The sequence below is a fragment of the Streptomyces sp. NPDC004266 genome, assembly GCF_042874095.1.
Lineage (GTDB): Bacteria > Actinomycetota > Actinomycetes > Streptomycetales > Streptomycetaceae > Streptomyces.
This window is the reverse complement of record NZ_JBIAMM010000018.1, coordinates 130,413-151,078: the sequence shown is the minus strand read 5'-3', so window position 1 is coordinate 151,078 and position 20,666 is coordinate 130,413. Positions and strand designations below refer to the sequence as shown.

Sequence of the window (20,666 nt, the reverse complement as noted above, 5' to 3'; positions counted from 1 at the left end):
GCCCCCGGCACGGCGCACCGTACCGGGGGCTTCGTACCGGGCGTGTCAGAGGCGCTCGGGCGTCCGGATGCCCAGCAGCGCCATGCCCTGGTGGAGCGTGCGGGCCGTCAGGTCACAGAGGAAGAGGCGGTTCTCCGCGACCTCCCGCGCCGGCTCCGGCTTGATGACCGGGCACTGGTCGTAGAACGTCGTGTACAGCGAGGCGAGCTGGTACAGGTACGCGGTGAGCTTGTGCGGCGCGTACTCCGTGGCCGCTTCGGACACCGTCTCGGCGAACTGGTCCAGGTGCAGACCGAGCGCGCGCTCCGCCGGAGCGAGCTCCAGCTCCGGGTGGGCGACAGGGGTGCGGTCGCCCGCCTTGCCGAAGATCGACCTGATACGGGCGTACGCGTACTGGAGGTACACCGACGTGTCGCCGTTCAGCGACACCATCTGGTCCAGGTCGAACTTGTAGTCACGCGCCGCGGACGTCGACAGGTCGGCGTACTTCACCGCCCCGATGCCGACGTACTGCCCGTTCTCGACGATCTCCGTCTCGGTCAGGCCCACCTTCTCGGCCTTCTCGCGGACGACCGCCGTCGCCCGGTCCACCGCCTCGTCCAGCAGATCCACCAGCCGGACCGTCTCGCCCTCACGCGTCTTGAACGGCTTGCCGTCCTTGCCCAGGACCGTGCCGAAGGCCAGCTGGACGGCCTTCACCTCGTCGTTCAGCCAGCCGGCCCGGCGGGCCGTCTCGAAGACCATCTTGAAGTGCAGCGACTGACGGGCGTCCACCACGTACAGCAGGGAGGTCGCCTTCAGGTTCTGCACCCGGTCCCGGATCGCCGACAGGTCCGTCGCAGCGTAGCCGAAGCCGCCGTCGGACTTCTGCACGATCAGCGGCGTCGGGTTGCCGTCCGGGCCCTTCACGTCGTCGAAGAACACGCACAGCGCGCCCTCGGAGCGGACCGCGACGCCCGACTCCTCCAGGATGCGGCAGGTCTCCACCAGCATGTCGTTGTACCCGGACTCGCCGACGACGTCGCCGTCCCGGATGTCCATGTCCAGCTTGTCGAAGACCGAGTAGAAGTAGATCTTCGACTCGTCGACGAACCGCTGCCAGAGCGCGAGCGTCTCCTCGTCCCCGGCCTGCAGGTCCACCACGCGCGCCCGGGCCCGCGTCTTGAACTCCTCGTCCGAGTCGAACAGGGCGCGCGAGGCCTTGTACAGCCGGTTCAGGTTCGACATGGCCTCCTCGCCGGAGACCTCGGCCTCCGACGAGTGGTCCAGCTCGTGCGGGTGCTCGATCAGGTACTGGATGAGCATGCCGAACTGGGTGCCCCAGTCGCCGATGTGGTGACGCCGGACCACCGTCTCGCCGGTGAACTCCAGGATCTCGACCATCGCCGCGCCGATCACGGCGGACCGCAGGTGGCCGACGTGCATCTCCTTGGCCACGTTCGGCTGGGCGTAGTCGATGACCGTCGTGCCCGCCGACTCGTTGAACGGCACGCCGAGACGCGCGTCCGCCGCGCGGGCCGCGAGGGTGTCGACGATCGCCGCGTCCGTCACCGTGATGTTCAGGAAGCCGGGGCCCGAGACCTCGATCTCCTTCAGGACGTCGTTGGCCGGGATCGCCTCGACGACCTTCGTCGCCAGCTCGCGCGGGTTGCCCTTCAGCTGCTTGGCCAGCGCCAGGATGCCGTTGGCCTGGAAGTCGGCCCGGTCGCTTCGTCGCAGCAGCGGGTCGGCGGACGCGGCGTCCGGCAGGGCCGCCGAGAGGCCGTCCGCGAGGCGCTGCTGCACGGTCGAAGCGAGGGAAGGGACCGAGGCCATGAGCTTCCGTTCCTGTTGAGTCCGTCAGGTCTGATTCGCTTGTCAAGTGTCCCATGGGAGCGCAACGTGATTTCCCCGCCTGTGGACAACCTCGGAGAGTCCCGTTCCGTCTGGGAGAATGGTTGTCGCAGGGCCGTCAGGCAGAACCTCTCAGGAAGAAGGACGTACCGACCGTGGCTCAGAGCAGCACCGAGACCGACTGGGTCTCCCGTTTCGCGGACGAGGTCATCGCCGAGTCGGAGCGACGTGCGCCTGGCAAACCGGTCGTCGTCGCCTCCGGTCTCTCCCCGTCCGGCCCGATCCACCTCGGCAACCTCCGCGAGGTCATGACCCCGCACCTGGTCGCCGACGAGATCCGCCGCCGCGGGTACGAGGTCCGGCACCTCATCTCCTGGGACGACTACGACCGCTACCGCAAGGTGCCGAACGGCATCGAGGGCATCGACGCGTCCTGGGCCGAGCACATCGGCAAGCCCCTGACCTCCGTCCCGGCCCCCGCCGGCTCGCCCCACCCCAACTGGGCCGAGCACTTCAAGGCCGCCATGGTCGAGTCCCTGGCCGAGCTGGGCGTCGAGTACGACCCGATCAGCCAGACCGAGCAGTACACCACCGGCGTCTACCGCGAGCAGATCCTGCACGCGATGAAGCACCGCGGCGACATCGACGCCATCCTCGACCAGTACCGGACGAAGAAGGCCCCGAAGAAGCAGTCCCAGAAGCCCGTCGACGAGGCCGAGCTGGAAGCCGAGGAGGGCTCCGGCGCCGCCGCCGAGGACGACGGCTCCGGCGGCGCCTCCGGCTACTTCCCGTACAAGCCCTACTGCGGGCGGTGCGAGAAGGACCTCACCACCGTCACCTCGTACGACGACGACACCACCGAGCTCGCCTACACCTGCACGAGCTGCGGCTTCTCCGAGACCGTCAAGCTCAGCGAGTTCAACCGCGGCAAGCTGGTCTGGAAGGTCGACTGGCCCATGCGCTGGGCCTACGAAGGCGTCATCTTCGAGCCCTCCGGCGTCGACCACTCCTCGCCCGGCTCGTCCTTCCAGGTCGGCGGCCAGATCGTCCGCATCTTCGACGGCGTCCAGCCCATCGGCCCCATGTACGCCTTCGTCGGCATCAGCGGCATGGCCAAGATGTCCTCCTCGAAGGGCGGCGTGCCCACCGCGGCCGACGCCCTGAAGATCATGGAGCCCCAGATCCTGCGCTGGCTCTACGCCCGCCGCAGGCCGAACCAGTCCTTCAAGATCGCCTTCGACCAGGAGATCCAGCGGCTCTACGACGAGTGGGACAAGCTGGAGACCAAGGTCGCCGACGGCTCCGTCCTGCCCGCCGACGCCGCCGCGCACTCCCGCGCCACCCGCACGGCCGCCGGCGAGCTGCCGCGCACCCCGCGCCCCCTCCCGTACCGCACCCTCGCCTCCGTCATGGACATCACCGCCGGCCACGACGAGCAGACCCTGCGGATCCTCACCGAACTCGACCCCGAGAACCCGGTCACCTCCCTCGACGAGGTCCGCCCGCGCCTCGACCGCGCCGAGAACTGGATCACCAACCAGGTCCCGGCCGACCAGCGCACCATCGTCCGCGACGAGCCCGACGCCGAACTCCTCGGCTCCCTGGACGACGAGGGCCGCGAATCGCTCCGCCTCCTCCTGGAGGGCCTCGACACCCACTGGTCGCTCGACGGACTCACCACCCTCGTCTACGGCGTCCCGAAGGTCATGGCCGGACTCGACCCCGAGGCCAAGCCGACCCCGGAGCTGAAGCTCGCCCAGCGCGCCTTCTTCGCCCTGCTCTACAAGCTCCTCGTCAGCCGCGAGACCGGCCCCCGCCTGCCCACACTGCTGCTCGCCGTGGGCGCGGAGCGGGTGCGCAAGCTCCTCGGCGCGTGAGCACCTGACCCGAGCACGTGAAAGGGCCGCCGCCCGGATCCCTCCGGGCGGCGGCCCTTTCGCACGCGCTCCTCACACCCCTACGGGGCGTCCACGTCGGCCCTCGCCTGCTGAACCCGCTCCTGCGCACCCGGCACCGCCTGCCGCAGCAGATCGATGTCGGACGCCGGGAACTCCGGAAGGCCGTACTGCTCGGCCACCAGCTGCGCCAGCTCGTCCTCGGCCGGGAACCGCTCGTGCTCCAGCACGTACGACCCCATGACCTTGTAGACCACGTCCTCGAACTCGTTGACCGGCTGCTCCGGCTGCTCCACGTACTCCGGGTACTCCACGAACTCCTCGGGACCCGCCGGAGGCACGTCCTCCGGCCCCTGCGGCACCGGCACCGGCATGGGCTCCAGGCCCTCCACGATCTGCGGGTTGTACGTCCCCTCGTACGCCTCCGGAGAGACCTGCGGTGCGTCGAACCACGGGCTCTCGTGATTCACCGGGCCACCCGGAACCTGCGCCTGACCCGGAACCTGCACCTGGCCCTGCACCTGGCCCTGAGCCTGACCCGGAACCTGCGCCGGGCCCTGAGCCTGACCCGGAAGCTGAGCCTGCAGCGCCGCCGGCTGCTGCGCCTGCGCGAACGGCACCGCCTGAGCCGGAACCGGCTGGGAAGACCCCGGCGGAAGCACGGCCGGCTCGATGCCGGCCGCCGCCAGACCCGCCGGCGCCGTCTCCGCCAGCGGCACCCCGTACCGCGCCAGCCGCAGCGGCATCAGCGCCTCCACCGGAGCCTTGCGCCGCCAGCCCCGCCCGAACCGCGCCTGCAGCCGGGCCTGGTAGATCAACCGCTCCTGCTCCAGCTTGATGACCTGCTCGTACGAGCGGAGCTCCCACAGCTTCATCCGGCGCCACAGCCGGAACGTCGGCACCGGCGAGAGCAGCCAGCGGGTGATCCGGACGCCCTCCATGTGCTTGTCGGCCGTGATGTCCGCGATCCGGCCCACCGCGTGCCGCGCCGCCTCCACGGCCACCACGAACAGCACCGGGATCACCGCGTGCATGCCCACGCCCAGCGGGTCCGGCCACGCGGCCGCGCCGTTGAAGGCGATCGTCGCCGCCGTCAGCACCCAGGCGGTCTGGCGCAGCAGCGGGAACGGGATCCGCAGCCAGGTCAGCAGCAGGTCCAGGGCGAGCAGCACACAGATGCCCGCGTCGATGCCGATCGGGAAGAAGTACGAGAAGGTGCCGAAGCCCTTCTGCAGGGCGAGCTCGCGCACGGCGGCGTACGAACCCGCGAAACCGATCCCCGCGATGATCAGCGCACCGCCGATGACGAGGCCGATGAGTATTCGGTGTGTGCGTGTCAGCTGCATCGCGGCCACCCGCGATCCCCTCCCGTCATTCGACATCCGGCGCGCACAGAGTGGCACATGTGAGCGAAGCCCGGCCCTCGGGGGAGGGACGGGCTCCGCGCGAATGTGTCGCTCTGCACGGGTTCGTGACTACTTGTTGGCTGCGGCGACCGCGGCCACGGCCTCCTTGACCGCCGACCCCGCACCGTTCGTGATCGTCTTCGCCGACGGGGTCTCGGCACCCGCGTAACCGGCACCGTTGTACGACAGCAGGACCAGCACGTTGCCCGTGCGCACCAGGATCGACGTGTACACGAAGTCCTCGTCCGTCTTGCGCAGCTGGTACGTGACCGTCTTCGCCTCGTCCCCGACGCCCGATCCCGTGACCGTCCGGAGGTTCTTCGCGCCCGGCGTCTCCTGGACCTTCGCCAGCTCCTTCGCGAAGTTCTCCCGCGCGCGGTCCTGACCGCTGCCGAGCACGACATCGGAGTCGTACCGGTAGAAGGACACGTCCAGCCAGCGGTACTGCGAGCCCTTCACGCCCTTGTCGTCGAGCCCGTTCCACGAACAGCCGCCACGGCTGGTCAGGTCACTGGAGACCGCCGGCGTGCCGCCCTTCGTCTTCGCCTTGGGCACCAGCACCGCCGTCGTCTTCGCCGAGATCGACTTGCAGACCTCCGGCAGCTTCGCGAACCTCGCCGGCTCCACCGTCTTCGTCGACTGCGAGGGCGACGGGGTCGCCGACGCCGACGCGCCCGTCTTGTCCTGACCCTGCGTCTTGCCGGAGCCACCGGAGTCGCCGGAGTCCGAGGAGCACCCCGCGACCACGAGCATCACCGGGACGGCGGCGCAGGCGAGTATGCGGGTGAGACGCGTTCGCGGAGCTGATCGCTGCATGGTTCCTTCAGTCGCTTGTCGTACGGTCCGGCCGACGGCCCGCCGGCCGCAGCCACGGGCGCGCGGCCACGGACACGGCCACGGGTACGCCGACACGTTACGTGGTCGCCGTCCGCTCACGGAGCGGATGCGAACGGCTACTCCTCAAGCCGCTCGGCGAGCTGCCGGGCCAGATTCCGGGCCTTTTCCTGCAGCTCCGCGCTGTCGGGGGCCTCGATGGAGCCCGTGGTCTGCTCCCGGTACCAGACCGTCACGATCACGTTCGATGTGCGGAAGACCACGCTGACGGCACGCTGGTGACTGTTCGCACCGACCGTGCTGAGGACGTCGTCGAGGTACGCCACGTCCCCCAGGCCCTCGAGGACGCGGGGCTCCAGACCGGTCGAGGTCGAGCCGGCGCCGGGGGCCGAGGAGCTCGTGGGGGCACCGGTGGGGGTCCCGGCGGGAGCGCTCGTGGAGGGGGTGCCCGCCGACGGCGCCTTGCCCGCCAGGGCGACGGCGCCCGTGGCCGGCTTGCCCGTGGCGGAAGGGGTGCCCGTCGCCGGAGCCGTCGGGGTCCCCGTGGCGGTGGGCGGCGTCGCCGGCACCGGGATGCCCGCCGCCAGCTGCTTGCGGACGTACACCTCCTGCGCCCGGTCGTCGTCGCTGACGGCCGCGTCGTACGACACCACCCGCTCGATGTCCAGGGAGAGCCGGTGCGAGGTCTCCGGGGTGTCGGCCTTCCACGCGCAGCCGACGCGCCGGTCGGTGTCGTACGTGACGGCCGCGACGCCCCGGTACGCCTTGTCGCGTTCGGCGTCGGGCAGTGCGGCGGCGCCCGGGAGCAGGTCCTTGAGGGTGGCCGACGGGACGGCGCCGCAGGCTTCGAAGAGGGTGCGGTAGCGGCCGGGGGGTGCGACGGGGGCGGCGGCCTGGCCGGCCTTGGCGTCGACGGCGACCTCGTCCGCGGGGGTGCCGGCGGAGCACGCAGTGAGGCCGGCCCCCAGGCCCAGGCCGAGTGCGAGGGCGACGGCGGTGCGAGCCGTGGACCCGGTGCGGCCGGGTGCGTACCTCTTTCGCTGCACGGTCCCAGGCTCCCTTCACCCGAAGTCTTTCCCGAAAACTGTTTGCCGCGCGAACCCGGCCGGTGGACACAATGTCTATCGCACACGCAGCTGTTGATGCCGGTCCCCTGTCACCTGTACGGGCTTTGGCTCCGGTTTTTGCGTTATCAGTCTTTTCGGGGGAATCGAGGAAGTATGTCGTACGTAGAGGTGCCGGGCGCGAAAGTGCCGATCAGGATGTGGGCCGACCCCGCCTCGGTCGAGGGCGGCGCCATGCAACAGCTGCAGAACGTGGCCACGCTGCCGTGGATCAAGGGCCTCGCCGTGATGCCGGACGTGCACTACGGCAAGGGCGCGACGGTCGGGTCCGTGATCGCGATGCAGGGTGCGGTCTGTCCGGCGGCGGTCGGTGTGGACATCGGCTGCGGCATGTCGGCGGTCAAGACCTCCCTGACGGCGAACGACCTGCCGGGCGACCTGTCGCGGCTGCGGTCGAAGATCGAGCAGGCGATCCCGGTGGGCCGTGGCCTCCACCGCGAGGCGGTGGACCCGAAGCGGCTGTACCAGTTCCCGACGGCGGGGTGGGACGACTTCTGGTCGCGGTTCGACGGGGTCGCGGACGCGGTGAAGTTCCGTCGCGAACGTGCAGGTCAGCAGATGGGAACGCTCGGAAGCGGAAATCACCTAATCGAGGTATGTCTCGATGAGTCAGGTTCGGTCTGGCTGATGCTGCACTCCGGCTCCCGCAACATCGGCAAGGAGCTGGCCGAGCACCACATCGGCGTGGCGCAGAAGCTGCCCCACAACCAGGGGCTGGTCGACCGCGACCTGGCGGTGTTCGTTTCGGACACCCCGCAGATGGCGGACTACCGGCACGACCTGTACTGGGCGCAGGAGTACGCGAAGTACAACCGCGCGATCATGATGGCGCTCCTGAAGGAAGTGATCCGCAGGGAGTTCCGGAAGGCGAAGGTGACTTTCGAGACCGAGATCTCCTGCCATCACAACTACGTGGCGGAGGAGCGGTACGAGGGCATGGACCTGCTGGTCACGCGGAAGGGCGCGATCCGCGCCGGCCGTGGCGACTTTGGGATCATCCCCGGCTCAATGGGCACCAGCTCGTACATCGTGAAGGGGCTCGGCAACGAGAAGGCCTTCAATTCCGCCTCGCACGGCGCGGGGCGCAGGATGAGCCGGAGCGCGGCGAAGCGGCGCTTCACCGTGCGGGACTTGGAGGAGCAGACGCGGGGCGTCGAGTGCCGTAAGGACGCGGGTGTACTGGACGAGATCCCGGCTGCTTACAAGCCGATCGAGCAGGTGATGGCGCAGCAGCAGGACCTGGTCGAGGTGGTCGCGAAGCTCAAGCAGGTCGTGAACGTGAAGGGCTGACGCCTGAGAGCGAAAACGAACGGCCCCTGACACGAGGTGTCGGGGGCCGTTCAGTCGTAACCTAGGAGCTGCGCGGATTCGGCTCGATGCCGTTGACCAGGCGCCAACGTCGCACCTGGCAGCTGCTCTGGGACCGGCCCAGTTCTGCGGCGGCGTGAGCCAGAGTGGGCGCCGCGAGCAGGACGCGGTCTTCTTCGGCGGTCCAGGGCTTTCGAGGAGGCCGAATCTTCATACCGGCCGGACGTACCCACTCGACGAGGGACGCGGCGGCGGTCTTCTTGCGCTCCAGGGCGAGGCAGCCGGGGTAGTAGAGGTGTGCGGACAGTTGGACGGCCGCCTCCTTCGTGTACAGGACGTTGTAGATCCGGTCACGAGTGTTCCGCTTGATCTGGCGTTCGGCGCCAGTGACCTTCTTCGCGTAGTGGCACAGGTACGCGCCGATCGCCGTGCTGGCGGTGGTGAGAGAAACGAACGGGAAGCCTTGGCCGGTGAAGCCGATCGAGCCGTCCGCATCGATCACGCCGCGGAGGTAGTCCCGGCGGGAGAAGGGCACGCGGGGCGGCGTGATCTTCTTGGACTTCTTGCCGTAGGGAAGGCCGAGCTGGTTGATCGTGGTCCGTGCTTCCAGCGCGGACAGAGCCCAGGTGGCTGAGTGGTGGCTCTCCGAGAAGTTTGTCGACCGGGTGCGTTCGGTGATGCTGCTGTTGTACGGGGTCAGCCGCTGGAACTCGCGGAGGATGTCGATGTCCCGCACGTTGAGCTCGACGGTCAGCCGCCCCCGGTGACGGGTCTGTTCGCTGAGGTGCCCATCGGCTTGCAGAAAGCCGAACATGTAGGCGTACTCGGGGTCTTCCAGGTCCATGAAGGACGGCGTGTTGGGCGTGAAGGCACTGATGTCGAACAGTGCGGGCGCGCTAGGGTCTTGTTCAGCCATGGGAAGAGTTGCCTTCCTTCTGGTGAGGCCCTCGGCCGGGACGGCAATCCCGGTCGAGGGCCGTTCTGTATGGAGTTGTTTTCGACGTTAGGGCGCGTCTTCGGGTGGCGTGTGGGTGATCGAGGGGGTTCACCCGGACGTGTCAGAGTTCGCGGTGGACCTTCGTGTTGGAGGCCTGGGCTCGGGGGCGGACCACCAGGAGGTCGATGTTGACGTGCGGGGGGCGGGTGCAGGCCCAGGTGATGGTGTCGGCGACGTCGTCGGCGGTGAGGGGTTCGGCGACGCCGGCGTAGACCTTGGCCGCCTTCTCGGCGTCGCCGCGGAAGCGGGTGGTGGCGAACTCGTCGGTCTTGACCATGCCGGGGGCGATCTCGATGACGCGGACCGGGGTGCCGACGATCTCCAGGCGGAGGGTCTCGGCGAGGACGCGGGCGCCGTTCTTGGCGGCGACGTAGCCGGCGCCGCCCTCGTAGGTGGAGTGGCCGGCGGTGGAGGAGAGGACGACCACCGTGCCGTCGCCGCTCGCGGTGAGGGCGGGGAGCAGGGCCTGGGTCATGTTGAGGGTGCCGAGGACGTTGACCTCGTACATCCGGCGCCAGTCCTCGGGGTCGCCGGTGGCGACGGGGTCGGCGCCGAGGGCGCCGCCGGCGTTGTTGACGAGGACGGCGAGGGTGCGGAAGGCGGTGGCGAAGTCGTCGACGGCGGCGCGGTCGGTGACGTCGAGGGCGTAGGCGGTGGCCTGGTGGCCGGCTTCGTTGATCTCGGCGGCGAGGGCTTCGATGCGGTCCTTGCGGCGGGCGGTGAGGACCACGCGGTAGCCGGCGGCGGCCAGCTGTCGGGCGGTGGCGGCGCCGATTCCGCTGCTTGCTCCGGTGATGACGGCGATGGGGGTACCGGGGCCGGTCATGACGTGCTCCTCGCGCAGGTGGTCGATTACGTCGATCGCCCGGTCAGGATAGGTCGGGGCGCGGGTCAGCGGCCTCGTGGGGCGTACATGATCACGGCCATGCCGGCGAGGCAGACCAGGGCGCCGATGACGTCCCAGCGGTCGGGGCGGTAGCCGTCGGCGGCCATGCCCCAGGCGAGGGAGCCGGCGACGAACACTCCGCCGTAGGCGGCGAGGACGCGGCCGAACTCGGCGTCGGGCTGGAGCGTGGCGACGAAGCCGTAGGTGCCGAGGGCGATGATTCCCGCGCCGATCCAGATCCAGCCGCGGTGTTCCCGTACGCCTTGCCAGACGAGCCAGGCGCCGCCGATCTCGAAGACGGCGGCGAGGACGAACAGGGCGATGGAGCGGGCGATCGACATGGGGGGCAGGGTGTCATGGGACACGCGGGCTGATGAGTTGTCAGAACATGTGAAGATTGCTGGGTATTTTGTGGTCATGCGTGGATTGAAGGAAGGTGTGCTCGGGGTCGCTCTCGCGGCCGTCGTGGTGGGCGTGGGCACCAGCGCCGGTGCCGTGGGTCCGGTGGCGGGCGGGAGCGAGGCGGATCTGTCCCATCACGGCCATGTCTCCCTCTGGGACGGGAGGGTCGGGGTCTGGCTGGTGAGCGAGAACCACGGGCCCTCCGACATCCCCCAGGCGACGGTCCGGCTCGCCTTCTCCGAGCCGATGGCGGGCGGCCAGGAGCTGCCGCCGGCCTGTCTGTGGAGCAGCGACCGGGTGGTGTCCTGCCGGACAGGCATGCTCCGGGCCGCGGGCGGCGTGGGTGAGCTGGCGCTCGACCTGCGGACCGCGGCCTTTCCGGACGAGATGACGGTCGAGGTCACCACGGCCTGGCGGGACGGGGTGGCCGACCGGAATCCCCGGAACGACCGGCACCGCGTGCTGGTGCTCGCCACCGGGGATCCCTATGTCTTCTGAGCCGGTGTCTTCCGGGCCGGTGGTTTCTGAGCCGGGGCGGGCCTGATCCTCAGTTGCTCGCCCAGTGGACGTATCCGTCCGGGCGGACCAGCACCGCGGCCTTCTTCTCCGGGTCCGTCCAGGTGGCCCGCACGAGGCGCTTGGGCGTGACGGGGGCGGTCGTCGGCGGCGCCGGCGCCGCTCCTTCGGGGGCGATCAGGACGAACTCGCCCTGTCGGAGCAGCTCGTGGAGCCGTCCTTCGCGCAGCTGGACGTCGGGCGCGCGGCGGCCCGAGGGTCGGGGGGTGCCCGGCGCGGGGGCGTAGGAGATGCCGATGCCGCTGAGCATGCCCATGGCGCGGGCCGAGGCGGGCGGGACCGCGTTCAGGAAGCGGGCGGCGAGGGAGCGGGCGGCGCGGGTGAGGGGGGTGTGGGCCATCGCGAGGCGGACGATCGCGCCGCTGCTGCGGAGCACCGTGGCGCCGACGGGGTGGCGCTCGGACTGGTAGCTGTCGAGGAGGGCCTCGGGGTCGGGTGCGTCGCCGCGGAGCGCGGCGGTGAGCTTCCAGGAGAGGTTGGCGGCGTCCTGGAGGCCGGTGTTCATGCCCTGGCCGCCGGCGGGGGAGTGGACGTGGGCGGCGTCTCCGGCGAGGAAGGCCCGGCCGACGCGGTAGGCGGGGGCCTGGCGCTCGTCGCTGTGGAAGCGGGAGATCCAGCGGGCGTCGTGCATGCCGTGGTCCGTGCCGAGGGCCTTGCGGGCGATCTCGCGGACCTCGTCGAGGTCGACGGGCTCGCTGTCGGCGACCTGGCGGGTGCGGGTCCAGCCCATCACCCGGTACCAGCCGTCGCCGAAGGGGGCGAGGAAGGCGAAGGTGTCCCCGGAGCCGGCGACGCTGAAGGAGTCGGCGGGCTCCTCGGCCAGGCGCACGTCGGCGAGGACGATGGAGCGGATCACGGACCGGCCGGGGAAGGGCAGGCCGAGGGCGGTGCGGACGGAGCTCCGGACGCCGTCCGTGCCGACCAGGTAGCGGGCGCGGAGGGCGAGCGGGGTGCCGTCGGGGTCGGTGAGCCGGGCGGTGACGCCGTCGGCGTCCTGGCTCAGTCCGCGCAGCTCCGTCCCGTACCGGAAGGTGACGCCGGCGGCGACCGCCCGGCGCTCCAGGAGGCGCTCGACCTCGTACTGCGGGGTGACGAGCAGGTGGTTGAAGCGGGTGGGCAGCCGGGTCAGGTCCAGGTCGAGGCGGCCGAAGAGCCGTGCGGTGGTCAGGGCGGTGCCGGTGGTGAGGAGTTCGTCCGCGAGGCCGCGGGCGTCGAGCTGCTCCAGGGTGCGGGCGTGGACGCCGAAGGCGCGGGTCAGGTTGCCCAGGCCGTGCGGGCGGCGCTCGACGAGGGTGACGTCGATGCCGGCGGCGGCGAGGTCTCCGGCGAGGAGGAGCCCGGTGGGGCCCGCGCCGATGACGAGTACGTCCGTGTCCGTGGTGCTCATGGCTGCCTCCAGGGTGCCCACGACCGTTTGCCAACAGTTGTTGGTCAACGCTTGTTGGCAACGTTAGGGCCGCTCGAATGGAGTGTCAACGCCTGTTGGCCTACAGTTGTTGGCATGACGACCGTCCGCCGCTCCGACGCCACCCGGGCCGCCATCCTGGAGGCCGCCCGCGAGCGCTTCGCCTCCGACGGGTACGAGCGCGCCACCATCCGGGCCATCGCCCGCGACGCCGGGATCGACCCGTCGATGGTGATGCGCTACTACGGCAACAAGGAGGGGCTGTTCGCCGCCGCCTCCGAGGTCGACATCGGCCTCCCCGAGCTGGGCGCCCTGCCCGCGCGGCACGTCGGGGCCGTCCTGGTCGCGCACTTCCTGGAGCGCTGGGAGAGCGACGAGGTCCTCACCGCGATGCTGCGGGTGGGCGTCACCAACGAGGCCGGGGCCGCGCGCATGCAGGAGATCTTCGCCCAGCAGCTCGGTCCGGTCGCCCGGGGCGTCTGCCCGGACCCCGCGGACGCCCCGCGCCGGGCGGCGCTCGTCGCGTCCCAGATCCTCGGCATGGCCCTCACCCGGTACGTGCTGCGCCTGCCGCCGGCCGTCGCGATGTCCGCCGAGGAGATCGTGGCCTGGCTGGCGCCCACCGTGCAGCGCTACCTCACCGCCGAGGCGCCCTGAGCGACCGGGCCCCTGGCCCGCCGGGCCCGCCCGGGGTCGGCCCGCTCCGCGCCCCGGGGGTGACCGGCTCGTACAATCTCTGCATGACGCAGAAGAGTTCCGTCCGGCGCCAGGCGCTCATGAGCGAGCTGCACGGGGAGGCCCGCCGCTACATGGCCGCCTACGCCCTGTTCAACCAGGCCGTCGCCGACCACCTGGGGCTCCACCCGACCGACGTGCAGTGCCTGAACCTCCTCAGCCTGGAGGAAGGGCCGGTGACCACCGGACGCGTCGCCGAGCTCACCGGACTCACCACCGGTTCCGCCACCCGCCTCGTCGACCGGCTCGAACGCTCCGGCTACGTGACCCGCGAGCGCGACACCGAGGACCGGCGCCGGGTCCTGGTGACGCTCGTCCCCGGGCGGATGGCGGAGCTCGGCGACCTCTGGCGGAAGCTCAACAGCACCTGGGGCACGATGTTCGACGTCTACAGCGACGCCGAGCTCGCGCTGCTCATCGCCCACATGCGGCGCACCGTCGAGGTCAGCGCCGCACAGGTCGAGCGACTGCGCGGGGGCGACCTCGGCTGACGGGGGCGGCGCCGGGGCCACGGCCGGCGCCGGGCGCGCCCCGGCGCCTTCTGGCGGGCCCTTTCCGGCGGTCCCCCGGCCGGCGCCCTCTAGTGGGTCGTCGCCCCGCCGAACTCCCTCACCGCGTCGGAGACGATCGCCTCCAGACGCGCGTGGTGCGCGCCGCGCCAGTACACCCGGCCGCACTCCACACACTCGGCGAACACGTCGTACGTCTTCTCGGTGCCCTGCTCCAGACGCTCCCGCACCGTGTCCTTGTCGGCATCGCTCAGCTCCCCGTTGCACGCCGTGCAGCGGGTCCAGGGCGCCAGCGGCGGGGCGAACCGCTCCAGCACGTCGCGGAGTTGGTCGTCCGGCCGGTCGCTGTAGACATAGGCTCCCGCCCACAGCTCGCGGCGGCGCAGCAGGCCGCGGTCCCGCGAGAGCATCACGCGCCGCTCGCGCGCGGAGAGCGCGGCGAGGGCGGGGTCGCCGATGTCCTCGCTCTCGTACGCCGCGTCCACGCCGAGCAGTCGCAGGCGCCGGGCCAGCGTGCCGAGGTGCACGTCCAGTAGGAAGCGGAGCGGTGCGCCGGTCGGCACCGGCTGCGGGCGGACCACGCCCTCCACCTCGACGGTCTCGCCCGCGCCGGGGACGTGCGAGGCGTCGACGGGCCGCCCGTCCACCAGGAGCCGGCCGGCCTCGGTGAGCGGCACGCCCAGCGATTCCACGACGTGGCCGAGCGACGAGGAGCCGTCGGTGGTCAGGGGGGTGCGGCCGGAGCGGCGGTCCGCCGGGACGAAGAGGTGGAGGGCGGGGGCGAAGCTGATCTGGATCTCTGGTCCGTTCACGGGGACCAGGATGGCATCGGGGCTTGGGCGGCGGCCAGGGAATTCGGCCCCGGCAAGGGGGCCGTCCGTTGTGCCACCCCCATCGCCCTGGGGGCGCCTCCCGGACGAAGTCCGGGGGAGGAACGACTGCCCACGACGGGGTGGGGGCTACGGCTGGAAGGCGTCCGCGTGGTCTTTCGCCCAGGTGGTGAACGTGCGGGGCTCGTGGCCCGTCAGGGTTTCCACCGTTCTGGTCAGGGGGGTCGGGCGGCCGTCGTGGGAGGACCAGTAGGAGAGCAGGGCGTCCGCGAACGGCTCCGGCACGAAGGCCGCCACCGAGTCCTTCCATTCCTCGGGCGTGACCGTCGTGTACGGCGCCGGGCGGCCCGTGACCTCCGCCAGGATCGCCAGCTGGTCGGTGAAGTCCAGCGACTGGGGGCCGGTCAGCACGTACGAGGAGCCGCGCAGCCGGGGCTCGGTGAGCACTGCGAAGGCTGCCTCGGCGACGTCCCGCTCGTGGATCGGGTCGCCGTGCGCGTGCGGGTACGGCAGCGCCGGGCCGTGGCCGTCCTTGAGGGCCCGTGCCCACTGCAGGGCGTTGGTGGCGAAGGCGCCCGGCTGGAGGTGGGTGGCCTCGAAGGCGCCGGACTCCGCGGCGGCCGACAGGGCGCGCTCGGCCGCGAGGTGCGAGGCCGCGATGGCGTTCTCCGCGGCGTCCGGCGCGAGGACGGAGCTGGAGGAGAGCAGGACGACGTGCTCGACGCCGGCGGCGCGGGCCCGGTCGGCGAAGGTGCCGACGTGCGCGGCCTCGGCGTACAGGAAGACGGCGTCCACGCCTTTCAAGGCGGTGTCGAAGGTGGCCGGATCGGTGAGGTCGCAGCGCACGGTGTCCACGCCCGGTGGTGGGGCGAGGTCCGCGGGGTTCTTGGATCCGGCCCTGGCCTCGACGCCCGCGGCGTCCAGCAGGCCGAGCAGGGTGGTGGCGACACGGCCACGGCTTCCGGTGACGAGGACGGTCATGAGGGGCCTCCGAGTTTCTCTGTGTAGTGCATTCTCTGTGTTCCGCAGATAAATATCCGCGATCACCCCTCGCCCGTCAACCCTGAAAAAACCTGGGGTACCGTCCCCGACATGAAGATCATCGACCTTGCCCCCGGCGACCCGCGGCTGGAGGACGACCTCCTGCCGGTCCTCCGCGAGCTCCGCCCCCACCTCACCCCGGAGCTCTTCCGCGAGGTCTACGAGGCCGGGCACCCGCAGGGGCTGCGGTTCAGCGCCGCCTACACGGACGGCGGCCGCTGCGTCGGCGCGGCCGGCTGGCGGATCGTCAACAACACCAGCTCCCTGCGCCAGCTCTACGTCGACGACCTGGTGACCGCCGCCGCGGACCGCTCCACCGGCGTCGGGCACGCGCTCATCGCCCACCTGGAGGGCCACGCCCGCGAGGCCGGGTGCCACGAGCTCAACCTCGACTCCGGCACCCACCGCACCGGCGCCCACCGCTTCTACCTGCGCGAGCGCTTCGACATCGTGGCCTTCCACTTCGTCCGGCCGCTCACCGCTCCGGACACCGTCTAGCCGACCGGCGCCGACCGTTCGACGGACGCCGACCGTTCGACGGACGCCGACCGGCCGACGGACGCCGGCTAGCCGAGGTCGAACCGCCAGTCGTTGCAGCGCATCGGACGGCCCGGCGGGTACTCGAAGTCCCGCTCGCCGAGCAGTTCGAACCCCGCCTTGCGGCACACCGCGTTCGACGCGACGTTGTCCCCGGACGGGAACGCGTGCAGGTGGCGGTGGAGCCCCGCGGCCCGGGCCTCGGCCACCACCGCCCGCGTGGCGGCCGTCGCCACCCCCCGGCCCTGGAAGCCCGGCAGCACCGCCCAGCCCGTCTCGTACACGGGCTCGCCGTCCCAGGTCCGCGCCCAGAAGCCGATGCTGCCGACCGCGACCTCCTCCGGCAGCAGCACGATCCGGAACATGCGCCCCGCGCCCGTCCCGTCGGCGCTCAGCCTCACGTACCGCCGGTGTCTCCGGACGAGCTGCTCCTCGGTCTCCGGACCGCCGAGGTGGTCCGTCAACTCCGGTGCGTTCAGGGCGCGCAGCAGTCCGGCGTCCCCCTCGGACCAGGCTTCCAGGCGTACGGCTGAGGCGTCGGTGTCCATGTCCCTACGGTAGGTCAGGGCACTGACACCGCACGGGCGTACGCGGTGGGCGGCACCCCGATCGTCGCCGTGAAGTCCCTGACGAGATGGGCCTGGTCGCTGTAGCCCAACTCGGCGGCGAGCGCGGCCCAGTCGGCGTCGGCGGCCGACTCCGCCCGCTCCAGGGCCTCGTGGAACCGGTAGCGCAGGATCACCCACTTCGGGCCGACGCCGACATGGCCGGCGAAGAGGCGCTGGAGCGAGCGCGCCGACAGGCCGCTCGCGGCGGCCAGCCGGGACACCCTGCGGACCGTGCGGTCCGAGCGGATCAGGTCCACCAGCTCCATCGCCTGCCCGGCGGCCGGGTCGGGCTCCGGCCCGTGCGCCAGGAGGAAGGCGTCGAGCGCCGCCACGCGCGCGTGGTCGTCGTCCGGGTACAGCACGGCCGCCGGGGTGCCGACGCCCCCGTCCCCGTCCCCTTCCGGGAACACCTCCTCCAGCGGCACCCGCCGGCCCGTCCAGGCCGACACCGGCCACGCGGGCGCGAAGGGCCGGAAGCCGCCCGGCCGGAACTGCACCCCGCAGACCCGGCCCGCCCCCGTCAGCTTCTGCGTGAACAGGCCCAGCCCCACCCCCGCCACCTCGGCCCACGCGCGCGCCGCCGCCGGGACGCCCGGCGGCCCGTACCGCTGGAAGACGACGTTCACCGAGGGGTGCGGGACGAGGTGGCTCGCGTACGGCTCCGACAGCTCCCAGTCGATCAGCCAGTAGTGCTCCAGGTACGGCCGCAGTTCCGGCGCCGGGACATGGCGGCGGAAGCGGACCCGGGAGAGCAGCTCGGCGGGGTCGACGATGCCCCGGGTGTCCCGGCGGGGGCGGGGGGCGGAGGCGGACATGGTCCGCATGCTAGGCCGGGTGGCCGGGGGCCGGGTCGGTCAGCGCCGGCGGCCCGCCGGGCCCGGAGCGAGCCGGGAGACGACCTGGCCGAAGGCGTGCTCCTCCTCGGGCGTCAGGGGCACCGACTCCTGCGGGTGCCAGACCCGTTCCAGCAGGGTGTCCGCGGGCTCGCGGCGGGCGCGGGCCCGGGCCCGCAGGCTCAGCGTCAGCCACGTCACCGTCGAGACGGCGAGCAGGCCGAAGAACGTGATCACGCGGGGGTCCGAGAACTGGCCGGGCAAGGACATGGCTCGCTCCAGGGCGTGAGGGCCGCCCGTGTCCGGCGCGCCCGGCAGGCGGCGCGTGTGCGTGACGGCGCTGGTGATTCCTGCTGCTTCCTCCCGACCCGTTCAGTTAACACCACTCTGGGGGATTTCCGGCAGGGGGACCGGGACGGAAGCCCCGGCCCGGTCCGCCGGCGGCGGGCGACAGGCCCTCTTGTGCGGTCCGGGGAACCCCTCCAAGGTGACGGACGAGGGAGATTCCGGCCGGGGAGGGAGCAGCCGCATGTCCGGAACAGAGGGATGGGGATTCACGGACGACAGGGGTGCGGAGCTGGGGGCGGACCGCGTGCCGCTGCGCGTCGCCGCCTACGTACGGGCCGGTGCGGCGCTGCTCGACCTCGGGGTGACGCCGGTCGCCGTGTACGGCTCCGGGCACGACGGCGAGGAGCTCGATCCGGCCAAGGCCGGTGGTCTCCGGGCGGCCGGAGTGCCGTACCTCGGGCCGGGTCGGGCCCTGGACGCGGAGGCGCTGAGCGAGCTGCGGCCGGACGTGATCGTCGACGTGACCTATGACGGCAAGAGCCCGTACGCGCTCGACGAGGCGGTCGCCGAGCGGCTCGGGATCCCGCTCGTCGCGCTCTCCGTCGGCAGCGAGCTCCCCCTGCCGGCGATCCTCGACCGCTTCGCCGCACTGGCCGCGAGCCTCGCCTCCGAGCCGGTGCGGCCCGCTTCCGGTGCCGGGTCGGCCGCCGAGCCGGTGCGGTCCGCTTCCGGTGCCGCATCCACCGCGGGGTCCGGGCCCGCCGTCCCCGTCGCCGAGTCCGCGCCCCCCGCCCCCGTCGCAGACCTCGCCGCCGCCGAGGCTCTCCTCCGGGGCGTCGCCGCCAGGTCCGGGGTCGCCGTGCTCGCGCTCTCCGGGGCGGGGGCCGAGCAGGTGCACCTCGCCCGGCCGCAGGCCTGGCCCGAGCTGGCGCGCCTCGCCGGGCTGGGCGTCCGGCTGCTCGACCCCGGCCCGGGGCCCGGCGCCAACTGGCTCACCGGCGACTGGGCCAGGGTCGCCGAGCTCCGTCCCGGCCTGGTCCTCTTCGACGGCCGGGAGCACGCGACCACGCCGTACGGGCTCCCCTCCGGCGTCCGTCTCGTCCCCTGGAACCCCGAGACCCCGCCCAGCCCCGCCGCGTACGCCCGCTTCTTCCGCGACCTGGCCGAGGCCCTGGCCGCATAGGCGCACGAGACCCCCGGGCGGGCCCGGCCCGGAAGGGAGGCGCTAAACGCCCTGTGCGAGGCGCGCGCGGAGGGAGGCGGCGAACTCCTCGGCGCGGGCGAGCTGGGCCCGCAGTTCGGCGACGCGCTCCGCCGCGGCCTCCTCGTAGCGGCGGACGCGGCTCACCAGGGCGGCCCGCTCGGCCGGTTCGAGTTCGCCGTCCGTGCCCGGGCGGTCGGCGGACAGCCGGTCCACGGCGCCGAGGAGCTCGCGGGTCTCGTCGAGGGTGAAGCCGAGCGGCCCCATCCGGCGGACCACCATCAGCCGGGACACGTCCGCGTCCGTGTAGAGGGGGAAGCCGCCCGGCGAGGACGCGGACGGGGCGACCAGCCCGCTGTCCTCGTACTGCCGGATGGTCCGCAGCGACAGTTCGGTCCGTGCGGCGACCTCGCCGATCTGCATGGGCCGGCCGGTCATGCGTACTGCGCTCACGCGTCTGGCTCCTTCCTCGTACGGGGAGTCGCCAGGGCGTACGGACTCCCCTCAGGGTGCGACTTCCGCGCATTCCATAGGATTCGTCCTAATTTCAGCACCTATGAGGGGTGGAAGTGCGGCGAAACGCCTGCGCGCCGTCCGGCTCACGGCCAGACCAGGCAGTACGGCTGGTGCCCCGCCTCGTGGAGGCGGACCGAGAAGTCCTGCCATTCGTGGAGGAGCCGGTAGACGTCGAAGGCGTCGCGCGGGCCGCCGCGGTCCGGGACCGTCGACCAGATGAAGGCGGCGGCACCGACCGACTCCTCGCCGATCCCGCGCAGCGGGTCGACCACGGTCATCGGCAGCTTCACCACCGCGTAGTCCGGGTGCAGCACGACCAGCTCCAGCGGCGGCACCTTGTGCAGGGGCATCCCCTGGATGCCGGTCAGGACCATGGCCGCTATCGTCTCGGGCTTGATCTTGGTGAACATGCCGCCCATGCCGAGCTCGTCCCCGCCGAGCTCCTCGGGGCGCATCGAGATCGGGACCTGGGCCGCGGTGGCGCTGTTCGGCGCGCCGAAGTACTTGTACGTCACCCCCAAGCTCCGGCCCCCGGTCGTAGGGGCCGAATCCGCGACGGGCTCCGGCTTCGGCCGGTGCTCCGAAGCGGTCGGCTCCTCGGATCGCCTGCGCCGGTGCCTTCCCCGCCGGGCAGACTCCGGACCCAGGTCGTCCGTCCCCTCGCCCGGTCCGCCACCGCGATGCATATCTCCACCCGACTGCTTTTTCTCGGCAACACGACCCCGCCGCGCAACCCGATCATCGTGTCAGTGACCTCCCCCGCGTTCGTACGGTGAAACACCTGTCCGCAAGAACGCCGTGGCCTCTGACACCATGGATTCCGTGAGTCATCCCTATGACGCCCCAGTTTCGCAGACGCGGACGGGGAGCGCCTCGGCGTAACAGACAGGATGCTCACCGCC

Annotated in this window: 22 protein-coding genes; 7 read left to right on the top strand and 15 right to left on the bottom strand. The window is 71.8% G+C overall.

The features are described 5' to 3' along the window. Nucleotides 1-45 precede the first annotated feature (45 nt). The gene (argS, locus tag ACFYUZ_RS33800) at nt 46-1,815 is read right to left on the bottom strand and encodes an arginine--tRNA ligase (protein WP_389315743.1); all 1,770 of its coding nucleotides are present in this window, start codon (nt 1,813-1,815) and stop codon (nt 46-48) included. A 173-nt stretch (nt 1,816-1,988) separates the two neighbouring features. Between argS and lysS the strand changes: the two genes are divergently transcribed. After that, nucleotides 1,989-3,710, top strand: a complete 1,722-nt coding sequence (lysS, locus tag ACFYUZ_RS33795) for a lysine--tRNA ligase (RefSeq protein ID WP_389315741.1) — start codon at nt 1,989-1,991, stop codon at nt 3,708-3,710. Between the two features lie 80 nt (nt 3,711-3,790). Here lysS and ACFYUZ_RS33790 read toward each other — a convergent pair whose 3' ends face one another. The 3 genes from ACFYUZ_RS33790 to ACFYUZ_RS33780 all read right to left on the bottom strand — a co-directional run bounded on the left by ACFYUZ_RS33790 (nt 3,791) and on the right by ACFYUZ_RS33780 (nt 7,014). Next, nucleotides 3,791-5,074: a DUF2637 domain-containing protein gene (locus ACFYUZ_RS33790; protein ID WP_389315739.1), complete on the bottom strand. Its 1,284-nt coding sequence runs from the start codon at nt 5,072-5,074 to the stop codon at nt 3,791-3,793. A 129-nt stretch (nt 5,075-5,203) separates the two neighbouring features. After that, the gene (locus ACFYUZ_RS33785) at nt 5,204-5,950 is read right to left on the bottom strand and encodes a DUF3558 domain-containing protein (protein WP_389315738.1); all 747 of its coding nucleotides are present in this window, start codon (nt 5,948-5,950) and stop codon (nt 5,204-5,206) included. Between the two features lie 137 nt (nt 5,951-6,087). Beyond that, complete coding sequence (locus ACFYUZ_RS33780; RefSeq protein WP_389315736.1) at nt 6,088-7,014, bottom strand: DUF3558 domain-containing protein; 927 nt, start codon at nt 7,012-7,014, stop codon at nt 6,088-6,090. Nucleotides 7,015-7,188: 174 nt separating this feature from the next. On the opposite strand from ACFYUZ_RS33780, the gene ACFYUZ_RS33775 reads away from it, so the two are divergent. After that, the gene (locus ACFYUZ_RS33775) at nt 7,189-8,382 is read left to right on the top strand and encodes an RtcB family protein (RefSeq protein WP_389315782.1); all 1,194 of its coding nucleotides are present in this window, start codon (nt 7,189-7,191) and stop codon (nt 8,380-8,382) included. A 61-nt stretch (nt 8,383-8,443) separates the two neighbouring features. Here ACFYUZ_RS33775 and ACFYUZ_RS33770 read toward each other — a convergent pair whose 3' ends face one another. The 3 genes from ACFYUZ_RS33770 to ACFYUZ_RS33760 all read right to left on the bottom strand — a co-directional run bounded on the left by ACFYUZ_RS33770 (nt 8,444) and on the right by ACFYUZ_RS33760 (nt 10,624). Then, nucleotides 8,444-9,316 carry a hypothetical protein gene (locus tag ACFYUZ_RS33770; RefSeq protein ID WP_389315734.1) on the bottom strand — a complete coding sequence of 291 codons (873 nt, stop codon included), beginning with the start codon at nt 9,314-9,316 and terminating at the stop codon, nt 8,444-8,446. 142 nt (nt 9,317-9,458) lie between these two features. After that, nucleotides 9,459-10,223 carry an SDR family NAD(P)-dependent oxidoreductase gene (locus ACFYUZ_RS33765; protein ID WP_389315732.1) on the bottom strand — a complete coding sequence of 255 codons (765 nt, stop codon included), beginning with the start codon at nt 10,221-10,223 and terminating at the stop codon, nt 9,459-9,461. Nucleotides 10,224-10,288: 65 nt separating this feature from the next. Then, nucleotides 10,289-10,624 (bottom strand): YnfA family protein, encoded by a 336-nt coding sequence (locus tag ACFYUZ_RS33760; protein ID WP_389315730.1) that lies wholly within the window; start codon nt 10,622-10,624, stop codon nt 10,289-10,291. A gap of 76 nt (nt 10,625-10,700) precedes the next feature. On the opposite strand from ACFYUZ_RS33760, the gene ACFYUZ_RS33755 reads away from it, so the two are divergent. Continuing rightward, nucleotides 10,701-11,183, top strand: a complete 483-nt coding sequence (locus ACFYUZ_RS33755) for a hypothetical protein (protein WP_389315728.1) — start codon at nt 10,701-10,703, stop codon at nt 11,181-11,183. Nucleotides 11,184-11,232: 49 nt separating this feature from the next. Here ACFYUZ_RS33755 and ACFYUZ_RS33750 read toward each other — a convergent pair whose 3' ends face one another. Beyond that, complete coding sequence (locus tag ACFYUZ_RS33750) at nt 11,233-12,648, bottom strand: FAD-dependent oxidoreductase (protein WP_389315726.1); 1,416 nt, start codon at nt 12,646-12,648, stop codon at nt 11,233-11,235. A gap of 114 nt (nt 12,649-12,762) precedes the next feature. On the opposite strand from ACFYUZ_RS33750, the gene ACFYUZ_RS33745 reads away from it, so the two are divergent. Then, nucleotides 12,763-13,323 (top strand): TetR family transcriptional regulator, encoded by a 561-nt coding sequence (locus ACFYUZ_RS33745; protein ID WP_389315724.1) that lies wholly within the window; start codon nt 12,763-12,765, stop codon nt 13,321-13,323. A gap of 83 nt (nt 13,324-13,406) precedes the next feature. Continuing rightward, nucleotides 13,407-13,892, top strand: coding sequence for a MarR family winged helix-turn-helix transcriptional regulator (locus ACFYUZ_RS33740; RefSeq protein ID WP_389315722.1), 486 nt, complete (start codon nt 13,407-13,409; stop codon nt 13,890-13,892). Between the two features lie 89 nt (nt 13,893-13,981). Here ACFYUZ_RS33740 and ACFYUZ_RS33735 read toward each other — a convergent pair whose 3' ends face one another. Both ACFYUZ_RS33735 and ACFYUZ_RS33730 read right to left on the bottom strand, forming a co-directional pair. After that, nucleotides 13,982-14,722 carry a Mut7-C RNAse domain-containing protein gene (locus tag ACFYUZ_RS33735; RefSeq protein ID WP_389315720.1) on the bottom strand — a complete coding sequence of 247 codons (741 nt, stop codon included), beginning with the start codon at nt 14,720-14,722 and terminating at the stop codon, nt 13,982-13,984. 147 nt (nt 14,723-14,869) lie between these two features. Further along, the gene (locus ACFYUZ_RS33730; RefSeq protein ID WP_389315718.1) at nt 14,870-15,721 is read right to left on the bottom strand and encodes an NAD(P)H-binding protein; all 852 of its coding nucleotides are present in this window, start codon (nt 15,719-15,721) and stop codon (nt 14,870-14,872) included. Between the two features lie 111 nt (nt 15,722-15,832). Here ACFYUZ_RS33730 and ACFYUZ_RS33725 point away from each other — a divergent pair, with 111 nt between their 5' ends. Beyond that, the gene (locus ACFYUZ_RS33725) at nt 15,833-16,279 is read left to right on the top strand and encodes a GNAT family N-acetyltransferase (protein WP_389315716.1); all 447 of its coding nucleotides are present in this window, start codon (nt 15,833-15,835) and stop codon (nt 16,277-16,279) included. A gap of 68 nt (nt 16,280-16,347) precedes the next feature. Here the strand turns inward: ACFYUZ_RS33725 and ACFYUZ_RS33720 are convergent, their stop codons facing one another. From ACFYUZ_RS33720 to ACFYUZ_RS33710, 3 genes are read right to left on the bottom strand one after another with little or no spacing between them, the layout of a single operon-like run. After that, entirely contained in the window at nt 16,348-16,866 is a 519-nt protein-coding gene (locus tag ACFYUZ_RS33720; RefSeq protein ID WP_389315714.1) for a GNAT family N-acetyltransferase, read from the bottom strand. Between the two features lie 14 nt (nt 16,867-16,880). Continuing rightward, complete coding sequence (locus ACFYUZ_RS33715) at nt 16,881-17,741, bottom strand: DUF6597 domain-containing transcriptional factor (protein WP_389315712.1); 861 nt, start codon at nt 17,739-17,741, stop codon at nt 16,881-16,883. Nucleotides 17,742-17,780: 39 nt separating this feature from the next. After that, entirely contained in the window at nt 17,781-18,029 is a 249-nt protein-coding gene (locus tag ACFYUZ_RS33710) for a hypothetical protein (RefSeq protein WP_389315710.1), read from the bottom strand. A gap of 259 nt (nt 18,030-18,288) precedes the next feature. Between ACFYUZ_RS33710 and ACFYUZ_RS33705 the strand changes: the two genes are divergently transcribed. Continuing rightward, on the top strand, nt 18,289-19,230 hold the full coding sequence (locus tag ACFYUZ_RS33705; protein ID WP_389315708.1) for an ABC transporter substrate-binding protein: 942 nt from the start codon (nt 18,289-18,291) through the stop codon (nt 19,228-19,230). A gap of 42 nt (nt 19,231-19,272) precedes the next feature. Here ACFYUZ_RS33705 and ACFYUZ_RS33700 read toward each other — a convergent pair whose 3' ends face one another. Beyond that, nucleotides 19,273-19,686: a MerR family transcriptional regulator gene (locus ACFYUZ_RS33700; protein WP_389315780.1), complete on the bottom strand. Its 414-nt coding sequence runs from the start codon at nt 19,684-19,686 to the stop codon at nt 19,273-19,275. A 161-nt stretch (nt 19,687-19,847) separates the two neighbouring features. After that, a complete protein-coding gene (locus tag ACFYUZ_RS33695) occupies nt 19,848-20,450 on the bottom strand; it encodes a hypothetical protein (protein WP_185094935.1) in 603 nt (200 codons plus the stop codon). Between the last annotated feature and the right edge of the window lie 216 nt (nt 20,451-20,666).